Annotated in this window: 23 protein-coding genes; 16 read left to right on the top strand and 7 right to left on the bottom strand. The window is 72.9% G+C overall.

Annotation, left to right across the window (positions count from 1 at the left end):
- Nucleotides 1–342: 342 nt before the first annotated feature.
- The 4 genes from JK363_RS04355 (at nt 343) to JK363_RS04340 (ending at nt 4,322) form a co-directional block, all read left to right on the top strand.
- Nucleotides 343–537 (top strand): hypothetical protein, encoded by a 195-nt coding sequence (locus JK363_RS04355; protein WP_176180810.1) that lies wholly within the window; start codon nt 343–345, stop codon nt 535–537.
- Between the two features lie 115 nt (nt 538–652).
- The gene (mshB, locus tag JK363_RS04350; RefSeq protein ID WP_201871531.1) at nt 653–1,537 is read left to right on the top strand and encodes an N-acetyl-1-D-myo-inositol-2-amino-2-deoxy-alpha-D-glucopyranoside deacetylase; all 885 of its coding nucleotides are present in this window, start codon (nt 653–655) and stop codon (nt 1,535–1,537) included.
- A complete protein-coding gene (locus JK363_RS04345; RefSeq protein ID WP_201871529.1) occupies nt 1,534–1,902 on the top strand; it encodes a DUF6113 family protein in 369 nt (122 codons plus the stop codon). Before mshB ends, JK363_RS04345 begins: the two co-directional genes overlap by 4 nt.
- A gap of 197 nt (nt 1,903–2,099) precedes the next feature.
- The gene (locus JK363_RS04340; RefSeq protein ID WP_201871528.1) at nt 2,100–4,322 is read left to right on the top strand and encodes a peptidoglycan binding domain-containing protein; all 2,223 of its coding nucleotides are present in this window, start codon (nt 2,100–2,102) and stop codon (nt 4,320–4,322) included.
- A 102-nt stretch (nt 4,323–4,424) separates the two neighbouring features.
- On the opposite strand, the gene JK363_RS04335 is transcribed toward JK363_RS04340, so the two are convergent.
- Nucleotides 4,425–5,264, bottom strand: a complete 840-nt coding sequence (locus tag JK363_RS04335; protein ID WP_201871526.1) for a transglutaminase-like and tetratricopeptide repeat-containing protein — start codon at nt 5,262–5,264, stop codon at nt 4,425–4,427.
- A gap of 17 nt (nt 5,265–5,281) precedes the next feature.
- Nucleotides 5,282–6,298, bottom strand: a complete 1,017-nt coding sequence (locus tag JK363_RS04330; protein ID WP_201871524.1) for a GNAT family N-acetyltransferase — start codon at nt 6,296–6,298, stop codon at nt 5,282–5,284.
- Nucleotides 6,299–6,412: 114 nt separating this feature from the next.
- Between JK363_RS04330 and fdxA the strand changes: the two genes are divergently transcribed.
- Together fdxA and dapC are read left to right on the top strand one after the other, a co-directional pair.
- Nucleotides 6,413–6,739 (top strand): ferredoxin, encoded by a 327-nt coding sequence (gene fdxA, locus JK363_RS04325; protein ID WP_014054705.1) that lies wholly within the window; start codon nt 6,413–6,415, stop codon nt 6,737–6,739.
- Between the two features lie 153 nt (nt 6,740–6,892).
- Nucleotides 6,893–8,014 (top strand): succinyldiaminopimelate transaminase, encoded by a 1,122-nt coding sequence (gene dapC / locus JK363_RS04320; protein ID WP_201871523.1) that lies wholly within the window; start codon nt 6,893–6,895, stop codon nt 8,012–8,014.
- A 99-nt stretch (nt 8,015–8,113) separates the two neighbouring features.
- Here dapC and JK363_RS42115 read toward each other — a convergent pair whose 3' ends face one another.
- Nucleotides 8,114–8,668 carry an ATP-binding protein gene (locus tag JK363_RS42115; RefSeq protein ID WP_236075535.1) on the bottom strand — a complete coding sequence of 185 codons (555 nt, stop codon included), beginning with the start codon at nt 8,666–8,668 and terminating at the stop codon, nt 8,114–8,116.
- A 215-nt stretch (nt 8,669–8,883) separates the two neighbouring features.
- Nucleotides 8,884–9,801: a VldE C-terminal domain-containing protein gene (locus JK363_RS04310; RefSeq protein ID WP_201871520.1), complete on the bottom strand. Its 918-nt coding sequence runs from the start codon at nt 9,799–9,801 to the stop codon at nt 8,884–8,886.
- Nucleotides 9,802–9,900: 99 nt separating this feature from the next.
- Between JK363_RS04310 and dapE the strand changes: the two genes are divergently transcribed.
- The gene (gene dapE, locus JK363_RS04305) at nt 9,901–10,971 is read left to right on the top strand and encodes a succinyl-diaminopimelate desuccinylase (protein WP_201871519.1); all 1,071 of its coding nucleotides are present in this window, start codon (nt 9,901–9,903) and stop codon (nt 10,969–10,971) included.
- Nucleotides 10,972–11,139: 168 nt separating this feature from the next.
- A complete protein-coding gene (locus tag JK363_RS04300) occupies nt 11,140–11,889 on the top strand; it encodes an LOG family protein (protein WP_201871518.1) in 750 nt (249 codons plus the stop codon).
- A 13-nt stretch (nt 11,890–11,902) separates the two neighbouring features.
- Here JK363_RS04300 and folP read toward each other — a convergent pair whose 3' ends face one another.
- A complete protein-coding gene (folP, locus tag JK363_RS04295) occupies nt 11,903–12,763 on the bottom strand; it encodes a dihydropteroate synthase (RefSeq protein ID WP_201871517.1) in 861 nt (286 codons plus the stop codon).
- A 155-nt stretch (nt 12,764–12,918) separates the two neighbouring features.
- On the opposite strand from folP, the gene JK363_RS04290 reads away from it, so the two are divergent.
- Together JK363_RS04290 and JK363_RS04285 are read left to right on the top strand one after the other, a co-directional pair.
- Nucleotides 12,919–13,395 carry a DivIVA domain-containing protein gene (locus tag JK363_RS04290; RefSeq protein ID WP_201871515.1) on the top strand — a complete coding sequence of 159 codons (477 nt, stop codon included), beginning with the start codon at nt 12,919–12,921 and terminating at the stop codon, nt 13,393–13,395.
- On the top strand, nt 13,392–13,982 hold the full coding sequence (locus JK363_RS04285) for a DNA-3-methyladenine glycosylase I (protein ID WP_201871513.1): 591 nt from the start codon (nt 13,392–13,394) through the stop codon (nt 13,980–13,982). Before JK363_RS04290 ends, JK363_RS04285 begins: the two co-directional genes overlap by 4 nt.
- 45 nt (nt 13,983–14,027) lie before the next feature.
- On the opposite strand, the gene chcB is transcribed toward JK363_RS04285, so the two are convergent.
- A complete protein-coding gene (chcB, locus tag JK363_RS04280) occupies nt 14,028–14,849 on the bottom strand; it encodes a 2-cyclohexenylcarbonyl CoA isomerase (protein ID WP_201871511.1) in 822 nt (273 codons plus the stop codon).
- Between the two features lie 292 nt (nt 14,850–15,141).
- Here chcB and JK363_RS04275 point away from each other — a divergent pair, with 292 nt between their 5' ends.
- Nucleotides 15,142–15,309, top strand: coding sequence for a DUF3117 domain-containing protein (locus JK363_RS04275; RefSeq protein WP_003966491.1), 168 nt, complete (start codon nt 15,142–15,144; stop codon nt 15,307–15,309).
- Between the two features lie 128 nt (nt 15,310–15,437).
- Here JK363_RS04275 and JK363_RS04270 read toward each other — a convergent pair whose 3' ends face one another.
- Nucleotides 15,438–16,103 (bottom strand): O-methyltransferase, encoded by a 666-nt coding sequence (locus JK363_RS04270; RefSeq protein WP_201871509.1) that lies wholly within the window; start codon nt 16,101–16,103, stop codon nt 15,438–15,440.
- Between the two features lie 161 nt (nt 16,104–16,264).
- On the opposite strand from JK363_RS04270, the gene sigE reads away from it, so the two are divergent.
- From sigE to JK363_RS04245, 5 genes are all read left to right on the top strand, one after another.
- Nucleotides 16,265–17,050 (top strand): RNA polymerase sigma factor SigE, encoded by a 786-nt coding sequence (gene sigE, locus JK363_RS04265; RefSeq protein ID WP_236075534.1) that lies wholly within the window; start codon nt 16,265–16,267, stop codon nt 17,048–17,050.
- Nucleotides 17,047–17,973 (top strand): anti-sigma factor family protein, encoded by a 927-nt coding sequence (locus JK363_RS04260; RefSeq protein WP_201871507.1) that lies wholly within the window; start codon nt 17,047–17,049, stop codon nt 17,971–17,973. The genes sigE and JK363_RS04260 overlap by 4 nt, the downstream gene beginning before the upstream one ends.
- A gap of 170 nt (nt 17,974–18,143) precedes the next feature.
- Nucleotides 18,144–20,030: a S1C family serine protease gene (locus JK363_RS04255; RefSeq protein ID WP_201871505.1), complete on the top strand. Its 1,887-nt coding sequence runs from the start codon at nt 18,144–18,146 to the stop codon at nt 20,028–20,030.
- A 101-nt stretch (nt 20,031–20,131) separates the two neighbouring features.
- Complete coding sequence (locus JK363_RS04250) at nt 20,132–20,602, top strand: sec-independent translocase (RefSeq protein ID WP_201871503.1); 471 nt, start codon at nt 20,132–20,134, stop codon at nt 20,600–20,602.
- A gap of 116 nt (nt 20,603–20,718) precedes the next feature.
- Entirely contained in the window at nt 20,719–21,384 is a 666-nt protein-coding gene (locus tag JK363_RS04245; protein WP_201871501.1) for a hypothetical protein, read from the top strand.
- The last annotated feature ends 8 nt before the right edge of the window (nt 21,385–21,392 follow it).

Below are 21,392 nucleotides of genomic sequence, written 5' to 3'. Positions count from 1 at the left end.
CCCGGACCCCGGCGGGGCCGGCCGGAACCCGCGGCGGAACCCGCGGTGGGATCGTGCCGGGAAGCGCGAGCCGGACCGGCGCCGCTTGCCGACGGCACAGTCCGGCCCCACGGGCAGCGGGATCAAGCCAGCCCGGACGGCGCCGATATGGCGGATAACCAGCGTGAAGTAGGTCTGCCAGCAGGGCAGTTCGTGCAATCAGGCATGCGCCCCTGTCATGCTCCCATGCACCGAGTCGTGCGCACGCGCCCATAGTTATGATCGATTGCGCATAGTGGGTAGGGCCCCCGTGGCATCAATAATGTTGTCCGTCCGAGCGCGTGTACCTGGAGGTGAGCCGCTGTGGCGCTCTCGATTTCGCTGGTAGTGCTGCTGCTGATCATCGTCTTCATGCTCGTCAACAAGGCAGGGCTGAAGGCGGGGCACGCGATCATCTGTGTGCTCCTCGGCTTCTATCTCGCCAGCTCGTCGGTCGCGCCGACGATTGACGACCTCACCACCAACGTGGCGGACATGATCGGCGACGTGGATCTCTGACCCCGGGAGCGCACGACCGCGCGGTCGTCCGGGGCGGGGCGGCGTACGGCCGCCGGAGCGGAGGGCGCCACGCCGCGCCCTATAGGCACGGGTGTGCGAATCGTAGGCTGTGCCCATGACCGCTCTTTCCGCCCGTCGTCTGCTCCTGGTGCACGCGCATCCGGACGACGAGTCGATCAACAACGGCGCGACCATGGCGAAGTACGCCGCCGAGGGTGCTCATGTCACGCTGGTGACCTGCACCCTCGGTGAAGAGGGCGAGGTCATCCCACCCGACCTGGCACATCTCGCCGCCGACCGCGACGACACGCTCGGCCCGCACCGGATCGGTGAACTGGCCGCGGCGATGGCGGCCTTGGGTGTCGAGGATCACCGTTTCCTCGGCGGGCCCGGCCGCTACCGCGACTCGGGGATGATGGGCGCCCCGCAGAACGACCACCCGGACTGCTTCTGGCAGGCCGACGTCGACGAGGCCGCGGGCCATCTGGTGGCCGTGATCCGCGAGCTCCGGCCCCAGGTCATGATCGCGTACGACCGGAACGGGGGCTACGGCCACCCCGACCACATCCAAGCCCACCGGGTCGCGATGCGCGCCTTCGAGCTGGCGTCCGACACCGGTTTCCGCCCCGATCTGGGCGCCCCCCACGAGATCGCCAAGGTCTACTGGAACTGTGTGCCGCGCTCGGCGGTCGAGGAGGGCTTCGCCCGGCTGCGGGCGGCGGGCCGGGAGTCGCTCTTCCCGGGCATCGCGACGGTCGACGACGTCCCCGGTGTGGTGGACGACACCGAGGTGACCGCCGCCGTCGACGGCAGCGGCTACGCCGGGGCCAAAACCGCGGCCATGCGCGCCCACGCCAGCCAGATCGCGGTGGACGGACCCTTCTTCGCCCTCTCCAACGACCTCGGCCAGCCGCTCTTCGTCCACGAGCACTACCGGCTCGTCCGGGGTGAGGCCGCCGCGGACCGCGAGGGCGACCTCTTCGCGGAGGTGACCGTATGAGTGCCGCACGTCTGGGGGCATACGCACTGCTCGCCGTGGTGGGGGTGCTGGTGGGCACCGCCGGCGCACTGATCCAAGCCGCCTGGTTCCCCGGCGGTTTGCTGCTGGCGCTGCTCGGCGTCGTGGCGCTGTGCTACGGCGGTGTCAAGGCCACCGGCACCCGGATGGGCGGCGGAGTGCCCGCGGGGGCCTGGACGGTCACCGTGCTGCTGCTCACCTCCACCCGCCCGGAGGGCGACTTCCTCTTCGGCGCGGGTCTGGGGTCGTATCTCTTCCTGCTGGGCGGGATGTTCGCGGGTGTGATCTGTGCCACGTTGCCGCTGGTCCCGCAACCGGCCGCGCGCTCCGCCCGACTTGGTAAGTGACGTGACGTTTCCGTCGCGTAAGTCCCCCTGGGTGCCGTGACGCATCCACGCCGCCGGACGCTGTCCCCAGCAGTGTGTGACGGCAGCGATATGGCGGCCGTCAAGTGCGCCACCGCGGCGCCCAGTAAGGTGGTGCGCGCCGCCGAGCCGCCCGCGCGAGGTCTGACGGGCGGCGGAGCTAACTGGGAGAACCTGCTTTGAGCCGTGAATCTGACAGTTCGTCCTCCGGGCCCCGGGGGGGAAGCGGTGGTGCCGCCTACCCGTCGGGAACCCCGCCGTACGGATCGCGCCAGTCCCCGTCGCTGAACCGCACGCAGGAGGCCCCGCAGGGCGCCTCCGGCGACGGCGACGCGCGTGCCGCGGCAAAGCCGGAGGAACCGAAGACCGAGACCACGCTGACCACCCGGATCCGGATCAACATCCCGGGTTCCCGGCCGATCCCGCCGGTGGTCATGCGCAAGCCCGTCGGGGAGGAGGGCGTTCCGGCCCCCCGCTCCGGCGAGGACGACAGCCCCAACGAGCGCACCGGCGCCACACCGCGGCCCGAGGCCGCCGCCGTGCCGGAAGCCGCTCCGGCCGAGACCGGTGCCGAGGGCCCGGATGGCAAGGGCGCGAAGGGTGACGGCGAGCGCACCAGCGACTGGTTCGCGCCCCGTAAGCCGAAGGGCAACGCGTCGACCGCGAACACCCCGCGGCCGCCCGCGCCCTCGTCGCCCGAGACCACTCAGGCGTTCCCCGCGCCTCCGGGGCCGGAGACCACGCAGGGTTTCCCCATGCCCATGGGGCCGGAGACCACGCAGGGTTTCCCCGCGCCTACGGGGCCGGAGACGACCCAGGGTTTCCCCGCGCCTACGGGGCCGGAGACGACCCAGGGTTTCCCCGCGCCCGCGATGGGCGGTGACCCCACCGCCGATCTGCCGTACTTCACCGACGCCCCAGCGGGCGGTGGCGGTCTCCCGGGCGACCCGGAGCCGAACGGCGTGACCACCGGCCCGGCCACCGGCGACATGCTGATGCCGCCCGGCCTCGGCGGCGGACCGCACGACGACGAGCTGCCGCCCCCGCCGGGCGCCCCCGTCCCGGGTCCGTTCGACACGCCCCCCGGCGGCGTGGGCCCGCTCGGCGCCGGTCCGGCCGCGCAGCCCCCGACCCCGCCGGGCGGCTCGCCGATGTCCGGCAGCCTGGGCGCCACCACCGGCACCGGCCCGCTGAGCGGGTTCGGCGGGGGGCCCGGAGCGGAGGCGGGCACCGACCGTCCGCTGTTCCGCGACCCCGACCCCACTCCGGGCGGCGGGGTGCCGCCCGAGCAGATCTCCAGCGACACGCTGGTCAGCGGGGTGCCCGTGGTGCCCCCGGCGGAGAATCTGCCGCCGTCCCCGCCCGCCGGAGGCGGCCCCGCCGTGCCCGCCGGGGACAACCTCCCGCCGAGCAACACGGCACCGTCCGCCCCGGCGGCCGGGAAGCCGAAGAAGAAGGGCCGCTCCAGGCTGGTCATGGTGGGCGCCCTGCTGGTCGTGGTCGTCGGCGGTGCCTACAGCGCGGGCCTGGTGATGAACCACGCCGATGTCCCCAACGGCACCACCGTGCTCGGTGTCGACATCGGCGGCACCTCCAAGGAGGCCGCCGTCGACAAGCTGGACTCCGAGCTCGGCAAGCGCACCACCGCCCCGCTGAAGGTGTCGGTGGACGGTGAGCAGAAGGAGATCAAGCCGTCCGTCGCGGGCCTGGCCGTGGACACCGAGACCACCGTCCGCAATGTCGCCGGCCGCGACTACAACCCGGTCACGGTCATCGGCTCGCTCTTCGGCGGTACCCACGAGGCCGACCCCGAGGTGACGGTCGACGAGGAGAAGCTCCGGGACGCCCTGGAGCGGCTCGCGGGCACCTCGGGCACCGCCCGCGAGGGCACCATCACCTTCACCTCCGGCCGGGCCGTCCCGGTGTACGGCAAGGCGGGCAAGGCGCTGGATGTCGACCAGGCGGTCACGGCCGTCTCCGACGCCTACCGGGAGCGCGCCGAGACCGGCAAGGAAAAGGTCATCGAGCTGCCGGTCAGCGTCAAGCAGCCGACGGTGAGCAAGGCCGAGGTCGACAACAAGCTGAAGACCTTCGCCAAGCCCGCGATGTCCGACCTGGTGACGGTGCAGACCGACCCCCAGCACTCGCTGCCGCTCAGCCCCGCGAAGTCGCTGCCGAAGATCCTCTCGATGCGGGTGGTCAACGGCAAGCTGGTGGAGCACTACGACCTCGCCGTCCTCAAGCAGCTCTACGGCTCGACCTTCGACGGGGTGCTGATCGAGCGCGGCAACGGCAGCAAGAAGCCCGTCAGCCCGCAGGACGTGGTCGTGGCGCTCAGCAAGGCGCTGGCCGGCAAGACGGCCTCCGAGCGCGTCGGGGTCATCAACACCACCCCCAACTGAGCCCCTGCGGCAGGCTCCGCAACGGCCCCCGCCCGGCACCGGGCGGGGGCCGTGTCATGCTCCGTCCGCGTCGTTACCCGGCCGCGCCGGCCGGGGTCCGCGTCAGTTGAGCATCGCGCGGGCCGCGCGCGCCTGTCGCCGTACCGCCTCCGCCGCCTCGGCGTCCACCGCGGCCACCACCTCCGCGTATGTCTCCAGCTCCTTCGCCCCGGCGATGAACTCGCCGCGCTCCACCAGCAGTTGGGCCCGCTCATAACGCAGCCGCGCCGGGTGGCTGGGCAGCAGCAGCGACAACTCGATCGCCCACAGCTGGACATCGGTGCGCTCGGGGCGGGCGGCGGCCCAGGCGCGGATGTTGTTCAGGATCCGCAGCACGATCTCCAGCGGTGTGGAGGGGGTGAGCATCGACGGCGCCAGCGGGGTGCCCGTGGCGCCCGCCACCAGCATCGCCGCGTCCTCGTCCGACAGCGTCCGGCCCCCGTCGTACGGATCGACCAGCACATGCTGTCCGTACGGGTCGCCGAAGCCCACCACGAAGTGGCCCGGCAGCCCCACCCCGTACACCGGCGCCCCCGCCCGCCGCGCGACCTCGATCCACACCACCGACAGCAGGATCGGCAGCCCGCGGCGGCGCCGCAGCACCTCGTGCAGCAGGGAGGACTCCAGCCGCCGGTAGTCGGCCGCGGAGCCCCGGAAGTCATGTCCCTCGCCGAGCACCCGGGCCAGCGCGGCGGCCCAGCCCTCGGGTCCGCCGGGGGAGAAGGGCAGCAGCCCGGCCAGCCGGTCCAGCTCGATCTGCGCCCGGTCCACGCCGTCCTCGTCGAGTCCGGTGTCCGCCTCCATGCCCACCAGCAGGCACAGCAGCGCCAGGTCGGGGCGCTCCTCGCGGGCCGCCTCGGCGAATCTCCGGCGTCGGGAGGTGGTGTCGTTCCTACGCGGCATGGTGGTCTGGTACCCGCTCAGCGGGCGTCGCCGTGCGGGGCGCGCCAGTGGTGGTAGCTGTGGTGGACGGTGAAGCCCATGCCCTCGTACAGCGCGTGGGCACCGCCATTGTCCGTCTCGACCTGGAGGTACGCGGCCGAGGCGCCCTCGTCCAGCGCCGTGCGGGCCAGCGCGGTCATCACGGCCCCGGCCAGCCCCTGCCGCCGCCGTTCCGGGGCGACCTCCACCGCCGCGAACCCGGCCCAGCGGCCGTCCACCACCACCCGCCCGATCGCGGCCGGGGTCTCGTCCCCGGCCGCGCCGCCTATCGTCGCGAACCACACCGAGGGGCCGCCGGAGAGTACCGCCCGCACCTCGGGGGAGGGGGCGGCGGAGCGCTGGTAGCGGGCCAGCCAGGCGTCGTCGATCCGGCGGGAGAGTGCCACGGCCGAAATGTCGGCGTCCCGGTCGGCGACCGGGGCCAGGCCCGCGATCCGCACCTGTGCGGAGACCTCCTTGGTCCAGCCGCGCGCGGCCAGCTCCCCGGCCAGTAGCTCCTGGGTGTCCTCGGCGCCGGTGCTGAGCTGGAGGTACGCGGGCAGTCCGCGCTCGGCGTACCAGCCGGTCACCCGGTCCAGCGCGGCGTCCAGCGGCAGCCCCGGATCGCCCAGGGCCAGCACCGAGTTGGCTCGCCGGGTGAAGCCGCCGGACGCCCGCAGCTCCCACTCGCCCAGGGGTTCGCTCTCCACCGCGGGCCAGCCGCGCGCGGCGACCCGGTCCAGCTCCCGCGCGCTCGCGGCCGGGCCGCGGCGGCGGGCCGGTGCGGCGGGTACCACCTTGCCCGCCACCAGCGAGGACCGTGCGATCCGCACCGTCTCACCGGTGCGCCGAGTGACACACAGCACATCGCCGGTCCACGATGTGAGAACCCCGACCACGTCGGTGAATCTCATGTGCGGGTCGGGCTCCCCGGTCAAAAGCCGCACCGAAACGCGTTTGCCCACGTCAGCCGGGGTGATACGGACCTCGAGACGTCCGCCGGTGGTGAAATCCACAGCTGTGTCAGCCCCTCATGTGCGTCTGGTGCCCTGGAACGGCGATACTAGGTGCGGGCATCGACGACGCCGCGCTCCCGCGCGATAGCAGCCCTAACGAGGAGGAACGACAGCGTGACCTACGTCATCGCGCAGCCTTGTGTCGACCTGAAGGACAAGGCGTGCATCGAGGAGTGCCCCGTCGACTGTATCTACGAGGGCCAGCGGTCCTTGTACATCCACCCGGACGAATGCGTCGACTGCGGGGCCTGTGAGCCGGTCTGCCCGGTCGAGGCCATCTTCTACGAGGATGACACTCCGGAGGAGTGGAAGGATTACTACAAGGCGAATGTCGAGTTCTTCGACGAGCTGGGCTCGCCCGGTGGCGCGAGCAAGCTCGGTCTGATCGAGCGCGACCACCCCTTCATCGCCGCGCTGCCCCCGCAGGAGCACGACGAGTGACCCTGCGGCGCTAGGGTCCCCTCCGCGCGGGCCCTGGGCGCAGCCCTCGGTCCCGTACGGCCTGTGGCCTGCGGGACCGGTCTGTTTTCCCGGGCGGCCGCCGGGTTTCCCGGCCGGCCGGCCGGGCTGCTCCGATACGAAAGCGAGCCACCCGTGCCACCCGTCTCCGCCCGCCTCCCGGTCTTCCCCTGGGACCGGCTCGAACCGTACAAGGCGACCGCCGCGGCCCATCCCGACGGCATCGTCGACCTCTCGGTGGGTACGCCGGTCGATCCGGTCCCCGAGCCGATCCAGCGGGCGCTGGCCGGTGCCGCCGACAGCCCGGGCTATCCCACCGTGTGGGGCACCACCGCGCTGCGGGACGCGCTCACCGGCTGGGTGGAGCGGCGCCTGGGTGCCACCGGGGTCCGGCACACCGAGGTGCTGCCGCTGGTCGGTTCCAAGGAGCTGGTGGCCTCGCTCCCCACTCAGCTGGGGCTCGGTCCCGGGGACCGGGTCGCGTTCCCGCGGCTGGCGTACCCGACCTACGAGGTGGGCGTGCGGCTGGCGGGTGCCGAGCCGGTGCCGTACGACGTGGAGGTGTTCGTGCGCGGCGCCGAGGGTGTCGCGCTGGACCCGGCCGGGCTCAAGCTGCTGTGGCTGAACTCCCCGTCCAACCCCACCGGCCGGGTGCTTGACGCCGACGAACTGCGCACGGCCGTCGCCTGGGCCCGGGAGCACGATGTGCTGCTGGTCAGCGACGAGTGCTATCTCGAACTGGGCTGGGAGGCCGATCCGCGGTCCGTACTGCACCCGGAGATCTCCGGCGGCGGCTTCGAGGGGCTGGTCTCGGTCCACTCGCTGTCCAAGCGGTCCAATCTGGCGGGCTACCGCGCGGCGTTCCTCGCCGGGGACGAGACCGTGCTCGGCGAACTGCTGAAGATCCGCAAGCACGGCGGGATGATCGTGCCCGCGCCGGTGCAGGCCGCCACGATCGCGGCGCTCGCCGACGACAAGCACGTGGCCGAGCAGCGCGAGCGCTACGAGCGGCGCCGCACCGCGCTCCGCTCGGCGCTGGAGGGCTTCGGCTTCCGGATCGAGCACAGCGAGGCGTCGCTGTATCTGTGGGCCACCCGGGACGAGCCGTGCTGGGAGACCGTCGGCGCCCTCGCCGACCTGGGCATCCTGGTGGCGCCCGGCGACTTCTACGGCCCGGCGGGCGAGCGGAACGTCCGGGTCGCGTTCACCGCGACCGACGAGCGGGTGGCCGCCGCGGTCCGTCGTCTGAGGGACTAGGGTCCGTCGTCTGACGACGGACCCTAGCCGCACCGCGTACGGGACATGCGCAGGGGTCCGGGGAGTGGCGCTCCCCGGACCCCGAGCTGTGTGGTGCGGTCAGCCGCCGAGGACCGGCAGACCGCCGATCGGAAGGCCCTTGATCGGCAGGTCCTGACCCTGCGGGCCCGGCGCGGCCTGCTGCGGGGCCGTGGGGGCCGTGGGGGCCTGCGGGGTGGCCTTGCCGCCCTTGCCCTTGGCGTGCGCACCGCCCTTGCCCTTGGCGTGGGCGCCCTTGACCGCCTTGCCCTTGGCCGGGGTGGCCTTGGCGGCGGTGCCCTTGGCGGCGGTGCCCTTGGCGTGCGTGCCCTTGGCCTTGGCCGGGAGGGTCTTGGCCGGCTGGGCGGGCTTGGCCGGAGCCTTGCCCGGCAGCACCTCCGTGACGGTCCGTCCGGCCTTGCCGCTGACGTCACCCGCCGCGCTCCCGACCTGCTGCGAGGCGGCGTCCGCGACCTGGCCGACGGAGGCGGTGTCCAGGGCGCTCAGTCCGCCCAGCTTGGACTGCGGCAGGGCTTCCGCCGCACTCGCGGCGCCGGCGGTGGCGACCACGGGAGCGGCGCCGGCGGCGACCAGCAGCGCGGCCCGAGCGATCCGACGCGTGAGAGGGAGGGACATGATGCTCCTTTGACGGAGGGACAATTGGCGTGCAGCATCCGGTGATCGGACGTTGTGCATACCGATGTGGGCCGTGCGAAGGTTGCGGTGCCTCAAGGCAAAGAATTGGCAATGCGTCGCATAATCCGTTTCCCCGCGTGTTCCTGGTGCGCGCGGTGCCGCGGATCGGTCACAGGTGCCCGGCCGGCCGGAATGAGCTGCGGCGATCCGCCGCGCTAACGGGTGAGGACGAGGGTGACGTCCGGCCCGGAACTCTCCTCGGAGGTGCGCCAGCCGTTGTCGGAATTCCCGGCGCTCCAGACGCGCTTGCCATAAGAGACGCGTTCGATGCGCAACTCGTCCGAGTGGGCCACGGCCCAGTGCGCCAGTTCCCAGCCGCGCTCCGTCGTCCCGCCCCGGGCGGTCGCGGGCCGGACCGGCACCAGGACCCGGCGCGCGGAGGCGGCGTGCTTGCCGCCGCCCTGCCCGGCGGTGTCGAGCCGGGGCCGCACCTCCCGGCCGAACTCCCGCGCCAGCGCCGAGCGGACCCGCTCCGGATCGCCCACGGTGCCGTCGTCCGGCGGCCCGGGGCAGCTGAACGCGGCCTTCGCCCGGCCGGTGAGCGCGGCGGTCAGTACCACCGCTTCGGTCTCGTGCTTGGCGTACGCCTGGGGAAAACCGCTGAACTGCACCCGCTGCGCGGCCACCGTGAGGGGCAGCCGGGAGTAGCCGGGCACCTTCACCAGGTGGTCGTAGAACTTGCCCGCCGCGTAGACCGGATCCCGGATCTGCTCCGTGGTGCCCCAGCCCTGGGAGGGCCGCTGCTGGAACAGGCCGAGGGAATCCCGGTCGCCGTGGCGGATGTTGCGCAGCCCCGACTCCTGGAACGCGGTGGCCAGCGCGATGGTGACCGCGCGCTCCGGCAGCCCGCGGGAGGCGGCCACGGCCTCGACGGTGGCGGCGTTCACCGCCTGTTCCGGAACGATCAGTACCTCCTCGCCGCCCGCGCGCACGGTGCAGCGCGGCGGGCCGCCGCCACCGGTCAGCAGGTGTGCCGTCACATACCCGGCCAGGCCCAGCAGCACGGCACAGGCGACCGCGGCCCGGAGCAGACGGGCGCGGCTGGAGAAGACGGACAGGGGCACGCGGCACACGTTACTGGAGGGCCCCGGGCCCCTGCCGGGGAAGCGGCGAGGGGTGGGGAAGACCACGCGCGCTGGGGCCGGGAGGACCCGCGGGTTAGGGTCCCGGGTATGGACTACCCTGCACTCGACCTGTCCCTGGACGCGGCCCGGCTCACCGCCCGGCTCGTCGACTTCCCCTCGGTCAGCGGGGACGAGAAGGCCCTCGCCGACGCCGTCGAGCAGGTGCTGCGGGCCCTTCCGCACCTGACCGTCGACCGCGACGGGGACGCCGTCGTCGCCCGGACGAACCTGGGGCGCGCGGAGCGGGTCGTGCTGGCCGGGCATCTGGACACCGTGCCGATCGCCGACAACGTGCCCTCCCGGCTCGACGAGAACGGCGTGCTGTGGGGCTGCGGCACCTCCGACATGAAGTCCGGCGTCGCGGTCCAGCTGCGCGTCGCGGCGACCGTGCCGGAGCCCAATCGCGACCTGACCTTCGTCTTCTACGACCACGAGGAGGTCGCCGCCGAGCTCAACGGACTGGGGCGGCTGGTCAGGAACCACCCCGAGTGGCTGGCCGGTGACTTCGCCGTGCTGCTGGAGGGCACCGAGGGCCAGGTCGAGGCAGGCTGCCAGGGCACGCTGCGGGTCCGGGTGAGCACCCAGGGGCACCGCGCGCACTCCGCGCGTAGCTGGCTGGGCCGGAACGCCATCCACGAGGCCGCCCCGGTCCTCGAGCGGCTGGCCGCGTACACCGCGCGGCAGGTGGACATCGACGGGCTCGTCTACCGCGAGGGGCTCAACGCGGTGGGGATCGAGGGCGGTCACGCCACCAACGTCATCCCGGACTCCTGCGCGGTGACCGTGAACTACCGCTTCGCGCCCGACCGTTCCGAGGAGGAGGCACTCGCCCACGTCCGCGAGGTCTTCGACGGCTTCGCGGTCGAGGTCACCGACAGCGCGCCCGGCGCCCTCCCCGGGCTGAGCCACCCCTCGGCCGCCGCCTTCGTGGACACCCTCGGGGTGGCGGTGGCCCCCAAGTTCGGCTGGACCGATGTCGCCCGCTTCTCGGCGCTCGGCGTGCCCGCGGTGAACTACGGCCCCGGTGACCCGAAGCTGGCGCACACCCGCGAGGAGCATGTGTCGACCGCGGCCATCCTGCTGGCCGAGGAGCGGCTGCGGGCCTGGCTGACCCGCTGACGCCGCGCGCCTGCCGTTGACCGGACACCGCCCGGCCCCGGAGCGCGGTGATCAACGGCTGCTCAGCGGACCGCCGGGTGCGTGTGGCCCCGATGTCGGCTGTTCGCCGCCCCGGGGGCCTACGCTGAACGACAGATCTGTGGCAGATCTTGGCGAAGGGAGCACACAGTGGGCAACGCCGAGGAAGAGCGAGCGCTGCACGAGCAGCGTCTGGGCCCGGTCGTGCGCCGTCGCCACCAGATGCGACCCGGTACCACCGACCAGCGGCTGCTGGACACCCAGGGCGCCACGCACTGGGTGCACGAGGACCCGTTCCGTGTGCTGCGCATCCAGTCCGAGTTCGTCGAGGGCTTCGGCACCCTCGCGGAGCTCGGCAAGGCGGTCAGTGTCTTCGGATCCGCCCGGACCCCCGTGGGCACGCCGGAGTACGAGGCCGGGGTGCGGATCGGGCGGGCCCTCGCCGAAGCGGGGTTCGGAGTGATCACCGGCGGCGGTCCCGGTGCCATGGAGGCCGCCAACCGCGGCGCGAGCGAGGCGGGCGGCGTCTCCGTCGGCCTCGGGATCGAGCTGCCGTACGAGCAGGGGCTCAATCCGTACGTCGACATCGGGGTCAACTTCCGCTACTTCTTCGTCCGCAAGACGATGTTCGTGAAGTACGCGCAGGGCTTCGTGGTGCTCCCCGGCGGGCTCGGCACCCTCGACGAATGCTTCGAGGCGCTGACTCTGGTGCAGACCAAGAAGGTGACCCGCTTCCCGATCGTGCTCTTCGGCAGCTCCTACTGGCGGGGGCTGGTCGACTGGCTGGAGGGCACACTGATCGCCCAGGGCAAGGCGTCCGCGCAGGACCTGGAGCTGTTTCACCTCACCGACGACATCGACGAGGTGGTCGACCTGGTGACCAAGGAGTCCGGCAGCTGACCGCCCGCGGCCCTCAGGCCAGTCCCCGGCGGGCGACCGCCGGGGGCCGGTGGCCCGCGATGGACGACACCATGTCCAGCACCTGACGGGTCTCCGCCACCTCGTGCACCCGGTAGACCTGCGCGCCGAGCCAGGCCGACACCGCGGTGGTGGCCAGGGTGCCCAGCACCCGCTCCTTGACCGGGCGGTCCAGCGTCTCGCCCACGAAGTCCTTGTTGGACAGCGACACCAGCACCGGCCAGCCGGTCTCGGCCAGCTCACCGAGCCGCCGCGTCGCCTCCAGCGAGTGCCGGGTGTTCTTCCCGAAGTCATGGCCCGGGTCGATCAGGATCCCGTCCCGCCGCACCCCCAGCTCCGCGGCGCGGCCGGCCAGCCCCAGGGTGACCCGCAGGATGTCCGCCACCACGTCGTCGTAGGCGATCCGGTGCGGCCGGGTGCGCGGCTCGGCCCCGCCCGCGTGGGTGCACACCAGCCCGGCCCCGTACCGGGCGGCGACCTCGGCCAGCCGGGGATCGACCCCGCCCCACGCGTCGTTGAGCAGATCGGCGCCCGCCTCGCAGACCGCTTCGCCGACCTCGTGCCGCCAGGTGTCCACGCTGATCACCACATCCGGATGGCGCCTGCGGACCTCGGCCACGAAGCCGACGGTGCGCCGCGCCTCCTCCTCGGCGCTCACCTCGTCGCCGGGACCCGCCTTGACCCCGCCGATGTCGATGATGGCCGCGCCGTCGGCGACCGCCTGCTCGACGCGGGCGAGCGCGGGCTCGTCGTGGAAGGTCGCCCCCTGGTCGTAGAAGGAGTCGGGCGTCCGGTTCACGATCGCCATGATCACCCGCTCATCGGCGCCGAACTCACGTCGTCCCAGCCGCAGCATGCTTCTTCCTCGCGTTCTTCGCGTTCTCCGCGCTCTTCCGTCCGGGGGGCGCGCAGCGACGATAACTGTCGTGGGGTCATGGCACGATCGAGTCAGACAGATATCGAGGCCGTCGGGCACAGACTCAACCATGCATCCCCGGGGAGACGATCACCGTGTTCTTGTTCTTGCTGATCGCGCTGGTCGTAGTGGTCGGCGGGGTCACGCTCGCCGTCGTCGGGGGCGGTCAGGGCGGGACGCTGAGCGAGGCACCTCCGGACCGGCTGGACGACCGGCTGCCCGCCGACCGCCCCCTGGCGCGCGCGGATGTGGAGGCCCTGCGGCTTCCGATGACCCTGCGCGGCTACCGGATGGCCGACGTCGACGACGCTCTCGGCCGGCTCGGCGCCGAGCTCGCCGAGCGTGACGCCCGGATCGCCGAGCTGGAGGAGGCGCTCGCCGGGGCGCGGGGCGCCGGTCGCGGCGGGCCCGCACCGCTGGCCGGGCCGGCCCGGGAGGATCACCCCGCGCTGCCCGGTGGCTTCGGCGACCTGGAGTCCGACGAGGACGAGCGTGACCACGACATGTTCCGGCCCCCTCGGCGCCCCGGCGAGCACGGGGACCGCGGCGGCCGTGACGGGTTCGGCGCATGAGCGGCCAGGGCCCGGTCACGGGGCCGGACGGGCTGCCGCGCTGCCCCTGGGGGCTGGAGTCCGCCGACCGGGCGGACTACCGCGCCTACCACGACACCGAATGGGGCAGCCCGGTCCACGGCGACGACGCGCTCTACGAGCGGATCTGTCTGGAGGCGTTCCAGTCCGGGCTGTCCTGGCTGACGATCCTCCGCCGCCGTGAGGGCTTCCGCGCCGCCTTCGCCGACTTCCGGATCGCGAAGGTCGCGGCGTTCACCGAGGCCGACGAGCAGCGGCTGCTCGCCGACCCCGGCATCATCCGCAACCGGGCCAAGATCGAGGCCACGATCGCCAACGCCAGCGCCGCGGCGGAGCTGGACCCCGGCGAGCTGGACGAGCTGATCTGGTCCTACGCCCCCGACGGCCGTCCGGCGCCGCGGACCACCGCCGATGTCCCGGCGATCACCGAGGAGTCGACGGCGCTCAGCCGCGCCCTCAAAAAGCGCGGCTTCCGCTTCGTCGGGCCCACTACGGCCTATGCCCTGATGCAGGCGTGCGGCCTGGTCAACGACCATCTCGCGGGCTGCCATCTGCGCCGCGCGGGCTGAGGCACCCGGGCCGTGCGGGCTCGGGCACCGGGCGGCGCGGGCGGCTCAGCGGCCGGTGAACCGTGGCTGCTCCTTCTTCACGAAGGCGTCGACGGCGGCGAGATGGTCATCCGAGGCGCCCAGCCGCCGCTGCAACTCGTCCTCCTTGGCCAGCGCGTCGGTCAGGGTGTGCCCGGCCGCGTAGGCCAGTGACTCCTTCATCGCCGCATAGGCCGCGGTGGGGCCCTGGGCCAGCGCGCGGACGACCGCCGTCGCCTCGGCCGGCAACTCCGCGGCCGGTACCACCCGGTTGGCGATGCCCAGCTCCAGCGCCTCCTGGGCGCCGACGTTACGGGGGAAGAGCAGCAGATCGGCCGCGCGGCCGTGGCCGACCAGCCGCTGGAGGGTCCAGGAGATCCCGGAGTCGCCGGTGAGCGCCACCGCGGCGAACGAGGTGTTGAAGCTCGCGGTGTCGGCGACGATCCGGTAGTCGGCGGCCATGGCGAAGCCCGCCCCGGCACCGGCCGCGACCCCGTTGACCGCGGCGACCACCGGCTTGGGCATCCCGGCGATCGTGGTCACGATCGGGTTGTAGTGCAGCGCGACCGTGCTCATGGTCGAGCCCTCGGCGGCCGCCTCGCCCCGGGCGTGGGACTCGCGGTCCGCCGCCAGCAGTCCGATGTGCTCCTTGAGGTCCTGGCCGACACAGAAGGCGCGGCCGGAGCCGGTGAGCAGCACGGCCCGTACGGCCGGATCCTCGGCGGCCTGGAGCAGCGCGTCACGCAGCGCGACCTTGATGCCGAGGTTGAGCGCGTTCATGGCGTCGGGACGATTCAGGGTGATCGTCGCGAGCCCGTCGGTCAGCTCGTAGAGCACGGTGTCGGCCATGGGCGGTCCTCCGGGATGGGGCTGGTCGCGGCTGAGGGCGGTGCCGCGCGGCCGGGCCGCGGAACGGGGCCGCTGCGGCGGTCAGCGCTCAGCATGCCGGAGATCATGACCCGGCGACATGCCCCCTCCCCGAATTGAGTGGATTTGGGGGAGTGGCTCCCGCAGGGGTTGCCGACCGATGTTGGTCATCGGGTCGTGCCATGCGGGATAATGGCAGAGAAGCAACGTGTTCGATGCCGGTGACACCTGGGTTGTCGGCTGCGATGAGCTGGTTTCAGGAAGGGGAACGAGCATGGCGGCCATGAAGCCGCGGACGGGCGACGGCCCGCTCGAGGTGACCAAGGAGGGGCGGGGCATCGTCATGCGCGTTCCGCTCGAAGGCGGCGGTCGGCTCGTCGTCGAGCTGACACCCGACGAGGCCGACGCCCTCGGCGACGCCCTGAAGAAGGTTGTCGGCTGAAGGATCGGCCCCCACGATCACCCGAGTGCTGCCCCGGCGTCCGGTACACAGGTACCGGCCGCCGGGGCAGTGCTGTACCCGGGGCCGTGCCGGGGACGCGATCCGGCCGTGCCGGGGCCGCGCGGCGGTCAGCCGCGTTTGACGGCGCAGAGCAGCCCGTCGCCCACCGGCAGCAGGGAGGACTGGAGCACCGTGGACTCCCGTACGGTGCGCAGCAGCTCCCGCAGCCGCAGCACCTCCTGCGGCTGGGCGGCGGAGTCCACGGTCCGGCCGCCCGCGAAGACCCCCTCGAAGCAGACCAGGCCCCCCGGCCGCAGCAGCCGCATGGCCTCACCGAGGTAGTCCAGGCACTCCAGCCGGTCGCCGTCGCAGAAGACGAGATCGTATCCGCCGTCGGCGAGCCGGGGCAGGACGTCGAGGGCGTGGCCGGGGATGAAGCGCGCCCGGTTCCCCGCGAACCCGGCCGCCCGGAACGCCTGCCGGGCGAACTGCTGCATCTCCGGTTCGATGTCCACGGTGGTCAGCACCCCGTCCGGGCGCATCCCGTGCAGCAGATGGATACCGGAGACACCGGTCCCGGTGCCGATCTCGGCGACGGCCTTGGCGTCCGCGGCGGCGGCGAGCAGCCGCAGCGCCGCGCCGGTACCCGCCGACACCGAGCGCAGCCCTGCCTCCCGGGCCCGGTCACGGGCCCAGTGCAGGGCTTCGTCCTCGGCGACGAACGCGTCGGCGAACGCCCAGCTCGTCTGCCGGTTGCCGGTAATGGCCCTCTCCTGTCCCCGTAGTTCGCGCAACCGTGACTGTATCCGCTGCGCACGGGAACCCGCAGATGGGACCAGGCGTTGATCAGGAACCCGCAGATGGGACCAGGCGTTGATCAGGGAGGGGGGATCGTATGGATCACGACCAAATGCAGGTCAAAAATGCTTATCCGGAGCTAACGGGCGAGGTGGATATGGTAGGGGCTCTACTGGACACCACCAGAGCCGACAGGGGAGGTGCGGCTGCGGCCGGTGACCGGAGAGTGCTGAGGCGCTTTCGCAGGTCGGCGGGCGAGCCGAAATCCGTGACCAACACCGCTGACCGTTCCCGTTCCGCCGACTCCGCCATGACCGCGACCTTCGCCAGTGATGCGGACGCCTCGGCGTGGACGCCTCCCACCTGGGAGGAGATCGTCAGCACTCACAGTGCACGGGTCTACCGCCTTGCGTACCGGCTCACCGGCAATCAGCACGACGCCGAAGACCTCACCCAGGAGGTCTTCGTCCGGGTCTTCCGCTCGCTGTCGACGTACACCCCGGGCACTTTCGAGGGCTGGCTGCACCGCATCACCACCAATCTCTTCCTCGACATGGTCCGGCGTCGTCAGCGCATCCGCTTCGACGCCCTTGCCGAGGACGCGGCGGAGCGGCTGCCCAGCCGTGAGCCCTCCCCCCAGCAGCACTTCAACGACACCCACTTCGACGCCGATGTGCAGCAGGCGCTCGACACCCTCGCGCCGGAGTTCCGTGCGGCGGTGGTGCTCTGTGACATCGAGGGGCTGTCGTACGAGGAGATCGCCGCGACGCTCGGTGTGAAGCTCGGCACGGTGCGCAGCCGCATTCACCGCGGCCGCTCGCATCTGCGCAAGGCGCTGCGCCACCGCGCCCCCGCGGCACGGGCCGAGCAGCAGCACGAGGTGACCGCCGTCGCCCCGCGCGTCGCCGGTCCCCGGGTGAGCGGGGAGGTAGGAATCGCGTGACCCGATCAGGCGGTCCGTCCCCCGCCGAGCAGCATCTCGGCGACCGCCTTGCGGCTCTCGTCGATGGCGAGCTCGGGCATGACGCCCGGGAGCGCGTTCTCGCGCATCTCGCCACGTGCTGCAAGTGCAAGGCGGAGGCCGACGCGCAGCGTCGGCTCAAACGTGTGTTCGCCCAGACGGCGCCCCCGGCCCCGTCCGAGGGCTTTTTGGCGCGTCTCCAGGGGCTGCCCGGCAGTTCCGGTGACGACAGCGGCGGTTCCCCCTTCGGCGGTTCCGACGTCTTCGGCATGCGGGGCATGCCCGGCGGCGCCCGGGACGCTCGGGAGGTGCCGGACCCGCGGGAAAGACGCGAGCGGGCGTTCGCGTTGCTGCCCCCGGTGGCACCGGGCACCGCGATCGCCCCGGCGGCCTCCGCCGCGGCCTCCCGGGAGCGCGGTTTCCGTATCCATGAGGTCGAGCGGTCCGCGCCGCGCCGCCGGTTCGCCTTCGCGGCCGCGGGCGCGGTGTCGCTGGCGGCCTTCGCGCTCGGCGCCGCCCTTCCGCTGGACGCCGCGGTCGACCCCCCGAGCCGGATGGCCGAGGGGCCGGACACGACCGTCACCCCGGCCCGCGCCGACAGCGCCGATGCCACGGTCGCGGGGGTGCGTGAGCGCACCCGCCGTGAGGTGGGTCTGCGGTCCGCCGGGGACTCCCGCGCGGAGGTCCCGTTCCCGGCCGCCACACCCCATCCGCAGGCCCTGCGCCAGGCCGCCGGAGTGGCGGCGCTGAACCCGCTGATACAGCCGCTGCTGTCGGCCACCGAGCTGCTGCGTGCCCGGTCCTCCGCCGCCCCGCCGGCCCCCGCGCCGACGCTGATGGAGGGCCCGACCCAGCCCGCGACGCACACCTCCCCCTCGCTCGGGGTCAGCGCGTCGCCGGACTAGGCCGGACCACCGGGAGCCGGGTGCGCGCACCTGACACCGTCCATCCGTCCGCGCTGCGCCGGCATCGGCGGACCTGATTGAATCGCCTCCGGGCAGTGCGCCCCGGCGGCGGTGATGTTTGCCCTCGCGGCGACGCTGTTCGTGCCGTGTCGCGGGAACTTGGGGAGATCATGGACGAGCGGAAGGCCCCCGGGCCCAAGCCGAAACCGAAGTGGTGGAGCCGTCCGGCCGCACGACCCGGAGACGACCGGTCGACGGCCGGGGCGGAGGAGACTCCGGCCGCGGCCGAGGAGACCACCGGAGCGGCGGACGAGGCCGCCGGGCAGGACAACGCGCGGCGGGACGGCCGTCCGGCCGCGGAGCGGGCCTCCGGGACCGCTGAGACCGCCGGAGCCGCCGGACCGGGTGGTGAGCCCGAGGACGCCGCGCCGTCCGCGGAGCCGACCCCCCGCCCGCTGCACGAGCCCGACCCGTACAGCACCCCGCCCTACGGCGGCCCGGGGCCCTGGGCCCCCGCACCACCGGTCCAGCACCCCGTGGCCACCCCGGCCCATGGCACCCCGGTCCCGCCGGGGGCGACCCCGGGTCATGGCACCTCCGTTCCGCCGGGAGCCACGCCAGGTCATGGCACCCCGGTCCCGCCGGGAGCTACGCCAGGTCATGGCACCCCGGTCCCGCCGGGAGCTACGCCAGGTCATGGCACCCCGGTCCCGCCGGGAGCCACGCCAGGCCATGGCACCCCGCTGCCGCCGGGCGCCGCGGCCGTACCGCCGCAGGCGGCGCCCGCGCCCCTGGCGCACCCCGGGATGACCCCGCCCCACGGCACTCAGCTTCCGCCGTCCCCCGCCGAGGCCATGGCCCCGCCTTCCCCCGGCGGCCCCGTGGCGGCCCAGTGGCGGCAGTACGACCCCTGGGGCGCGCCCCGGCCGCCCGCCGGGCCCCGGATGGTCACCCGCCGCCGCGCCTGGATCGCGGTGCTGCTGATCGCGCTGATCGCCGGATGCCTCGGCGGCGCCATAGGCGGCTATCTGGCGCACGACAGCGCCAACGGCGGCGGCGACGTCAAGCTGCCGCAGGCGCCGGTGGACACCGGGTCGCGGGCCCCGGGCTCCATCGCGGGCATCGCCGCCCGCGCGCTGCCGGGCGTGGTGACCATCCATGTCCGCGGCGGTTCGGCCGAGGGCACCGGCACCGGCTTTGTGCTCGACGAGCGCGGCCACATCCTCACCAACAACCACGTCGTGGAGCCCGCGGGCGAGGGCGGCGACATAACGGTGACGTTCAACGGCGGCCAGACCGCCGACGCCGAGGTGATCGGCCGGGACGCCGGTTACGACCTTGCCGTGATCAAGGTCGAGGGGGTCAGCGGGCTCCGCCCGCTGCCGCTGGGCAACTCCGACTCGGTGCGGGTCGGTGACCCCGTCGTGGCCATCGGTGCCCCGTTCGACCTCGAGGGCACCGTCACCTCCGGCATCATCAGCGCCAAGGAGCGCCCCATCACCGCGGGCGGGGAGAAGGGCGACGGCAGCGACATCAGCTATGTCGACGCGCTCCAGACCGACGCCCCGATCAACCCGGGCAACTCCGGCGGTCCGCTGATGGACGGCAAGGCCCGCGTCATCGGCATCAACAGCGCGATCCGCGCCGCCGACGACGGTTCCGAGCTCGGCGGCCAGGGCGGCAGCATCGGCCTGGGCTTCGCGATCCCGATCAACCAGGGCAAGCGGGTGGCCGAGGAGCTGATCAACACCGGCAAGGCCACCCACCCCGTGATCGGCGTCACGCTGGACATGGAGTACCGGGGTGACGGCGCACGGGTGAACACCAAGGGTGTCGGCGGCCCGCCGGTGAAGCCGGGTGGACCGGGCGACGAGGCCGGGATCGAGGCCGGTGATGTGATCACCGCGGTGGACGGGGTGCGGGTGCACAGCGCCCAGGAGCTGATCGTCAAGATCCGCAGCCACCGCCCCGGTGACCGGCTGAAGCTCACCGTGGAGCGGGACGGCGACAAGCGCTCGGTGGAGCTGTCCCTGGGCTCGGCGAGCAGCGAGGGCTGACCCCGGATGTTGGCTCTGCCGTCTCCCACGCCGCTCCCGCCGACAGGTACCGTGTGGAGTGGCCTGGACCGTGGCCACGGGACACCTCTAGGAGCTGCACGGTGTTGGACATAGGACCTCTCGAGTTCGTCGCGCTCGTTGTCCTTGCGGTGCTCGTCTTCGGCCCGGACAAGCTGCCGAAGGTGGTCCGGGATGTGTCGCAGTTCATCCGTAAGATCCGGGAGTTCTCCGACAGCGCCAAGGAGGACATCCGCACCGAGCTGGGGCCGGAGTTCAAGGACTTCGAGTTCGAGGACCTCAATCCCAAGACGTTCGTCCGCAAGCATGTGATGGACTCGGACGAGCTGGGCCTGAAGGAGATCCGTAACGGATTCGACCTGCGCAAGGAGATGGCGGAGGTCGCCGATGCGGTGCACGGCCGGGAGAGTGAGCCCGCCCAGGGCTCTTCAGGCGCTTCCGGCTCCTCCTCGCAGTCGGCTCCTTCGTCTGGTTCCGGCACCCCTGACCTGCTGCGCAAGCGGGAAGAGCCGCGTCGTGAGGACCGTCCGCCTTTCGACTCCGACGCCACTTGAACCCACCTATGCCCGGCGTGGTTGACCCGTATGGCTATCCTCCCTTTGTCCGGGGTGAGGTCGCCTGAGGGGGGCGGGCCGCCCACGACGCAGGGCAACAAGGAGGCCGCGCGCACATGGAGACGACGAGTCGGCTAGGGGTGCAGGGAGTGGGCGCAGCCGCGCAGGGAATGCCCGCCGACGCCCGGCGGAGCGTCGATGGCTATCTGATGGCCGCTTTCCCCTGGTACGGACTTGACGAGGCGTTCAGCGGCCCCCGCTGGCTGATGCAGGTGGGTGCGGCGGCGGACGGCACCGTCGAATACGGCTCCACCGGCCATGGCGAGGAGCCGTCGCTGCGGGTCGAGACCGATATGGATCAGCAGCGCTTCACCGTGGTGGTCACCATCGCCAGCCGCCCGGTGCGGGACAGCGCGGACGGCACGGGCGTCCTGGAGGCCACCTCGGTCTCCTCGGCCGCCTGGCTGGCGGGCTCGGGCCTGCTGTCGTGCACCTGGCCGACCCGGATGGAGCGGGCGCTGCGCCAGGACTGGCTGGACCAGCAGACCGCGATCGCCTGGGAGCTGGCGGACGACCTCGAGGGCGAGAGCTGGACCGCGCTGTCGCTCCCGGTGGACGGGGTGCCGACCGACTTCCACTACCGCGAGTCCGAGTACGGCTGGGTGCTGGCCGGATCGGCCCGCGACGGGGTGCACATCGGGGCGTACGGACGCGGGATGAGCGCCTATGGGCTCGGCTTCTCGGTGATCAAGGACATCACCGCGTACGACACCGACGGGTGAGCGGCCCG

The sequence above is a fragment of the Streptomyces coffeae genome (genome assembly GCF_016741875.1).
Taxonomy (GTDB): Bacteria; Actinomycetota; Actinomycetes; order Streptomycetales; family Streptomycetaceae; genus Streptomyces; species Streptomyces coffeae.
The sequence above is the reverse complement of the archived record's forward strand: the minus strand, read 5'-3'. Positions and strand labels throughout refer to the sequence as shown.

What these genes read in the sequence shown, in the direction of transcription:
- mshB (WP_201871531.1), top strand. Translation starts at nt 653, where the DNA reads ATGACCGCTCTTTCCGCCCGTCGTCTGCTCCTGGTGCACGCGCATCCG.
- JK363_RS04345 (WP_201871529.1), top strand. Translation starts at nt 1,534, where the DNA reads ATGAGTGCCGCACGTCTGGGGGCATACGCACTGCTCGCCGTGGTGGGG.
- JK363_RS04335 (WP_201871526.1), bottom strand. Translation starts at nt 5,264, where the DNA reads ATGCCGCGTAGGAACGACACCACCTCCCGACGCCGGAGATTCGCCGAG.
- JK363_RS42115 (WP_236075535.1), bottom strand. Translation starts at nt 8,668, where the DNA reads ATGTCCCTCCCTCTCACGCGTCGGATCGCTCGGGCCGCGCTGCTGGTC.
- dapE (WP_201871519.1), top strand. Translation starts at nt 9,901, where the DNA reads ATGGACTACCCTGCACTCGACCTGTCCCTGGACGCGGCCCGGCTCACC.
- folP (WP_201871517.1), bottom strand. Translation starts at nt 12,763, where the DNA reads ATGCTGCGGCTGGGACGACGTGAGTTCGGCGCCGATGAGCGGGTGATC.
- JK363_RS04285 (WP_201871513.1), top strand. Translation starts at nt 13,392, where the DNA reads ATGAGCGGCCAGGGCCCGGTCACGGGGCCGGACGGGCTGCCGCGCTGC.
- chcB (WP_201871511.1), bottom strand. Translation starts at nt 14,849, where the DNA reads ATGGCCGACACCGTGCTCTACGAGCTGACCGACGGGCTCGCGACGATC.
- JK363_RS04275 (WP_003966491.1), top strand. Translation starts at nt 15,142, where the DNA reads ATGGCGGCCATGAAGCCGCGGACGGGCGACGGCCCGCTCGAGGTGACC.
- sigE (WP_236075534.1), top strand. Translation starts at nt 16,265, where the DNA reads ATGGTAGGGGCTCTACTGGACACCACCAGAGCCGACAGGGGAGGTGCG.
- JK363_RS04255 (WP_201871505.1), top strand. Translation starts at nt 18,144, where the DNA reads ATGGACGAGCGGAAGGCCCCCGGGCCCAAGCCGAAACCGAAGTGGTGG.
- JK363_RS04245 (WP_201871501.1), top strand. Translation starts at nt 20,719, where the DNA reads ATGGAGACGACGAGTCGGCTAGGGGTGCAGGGAGTGGGCGCAGCCGCG.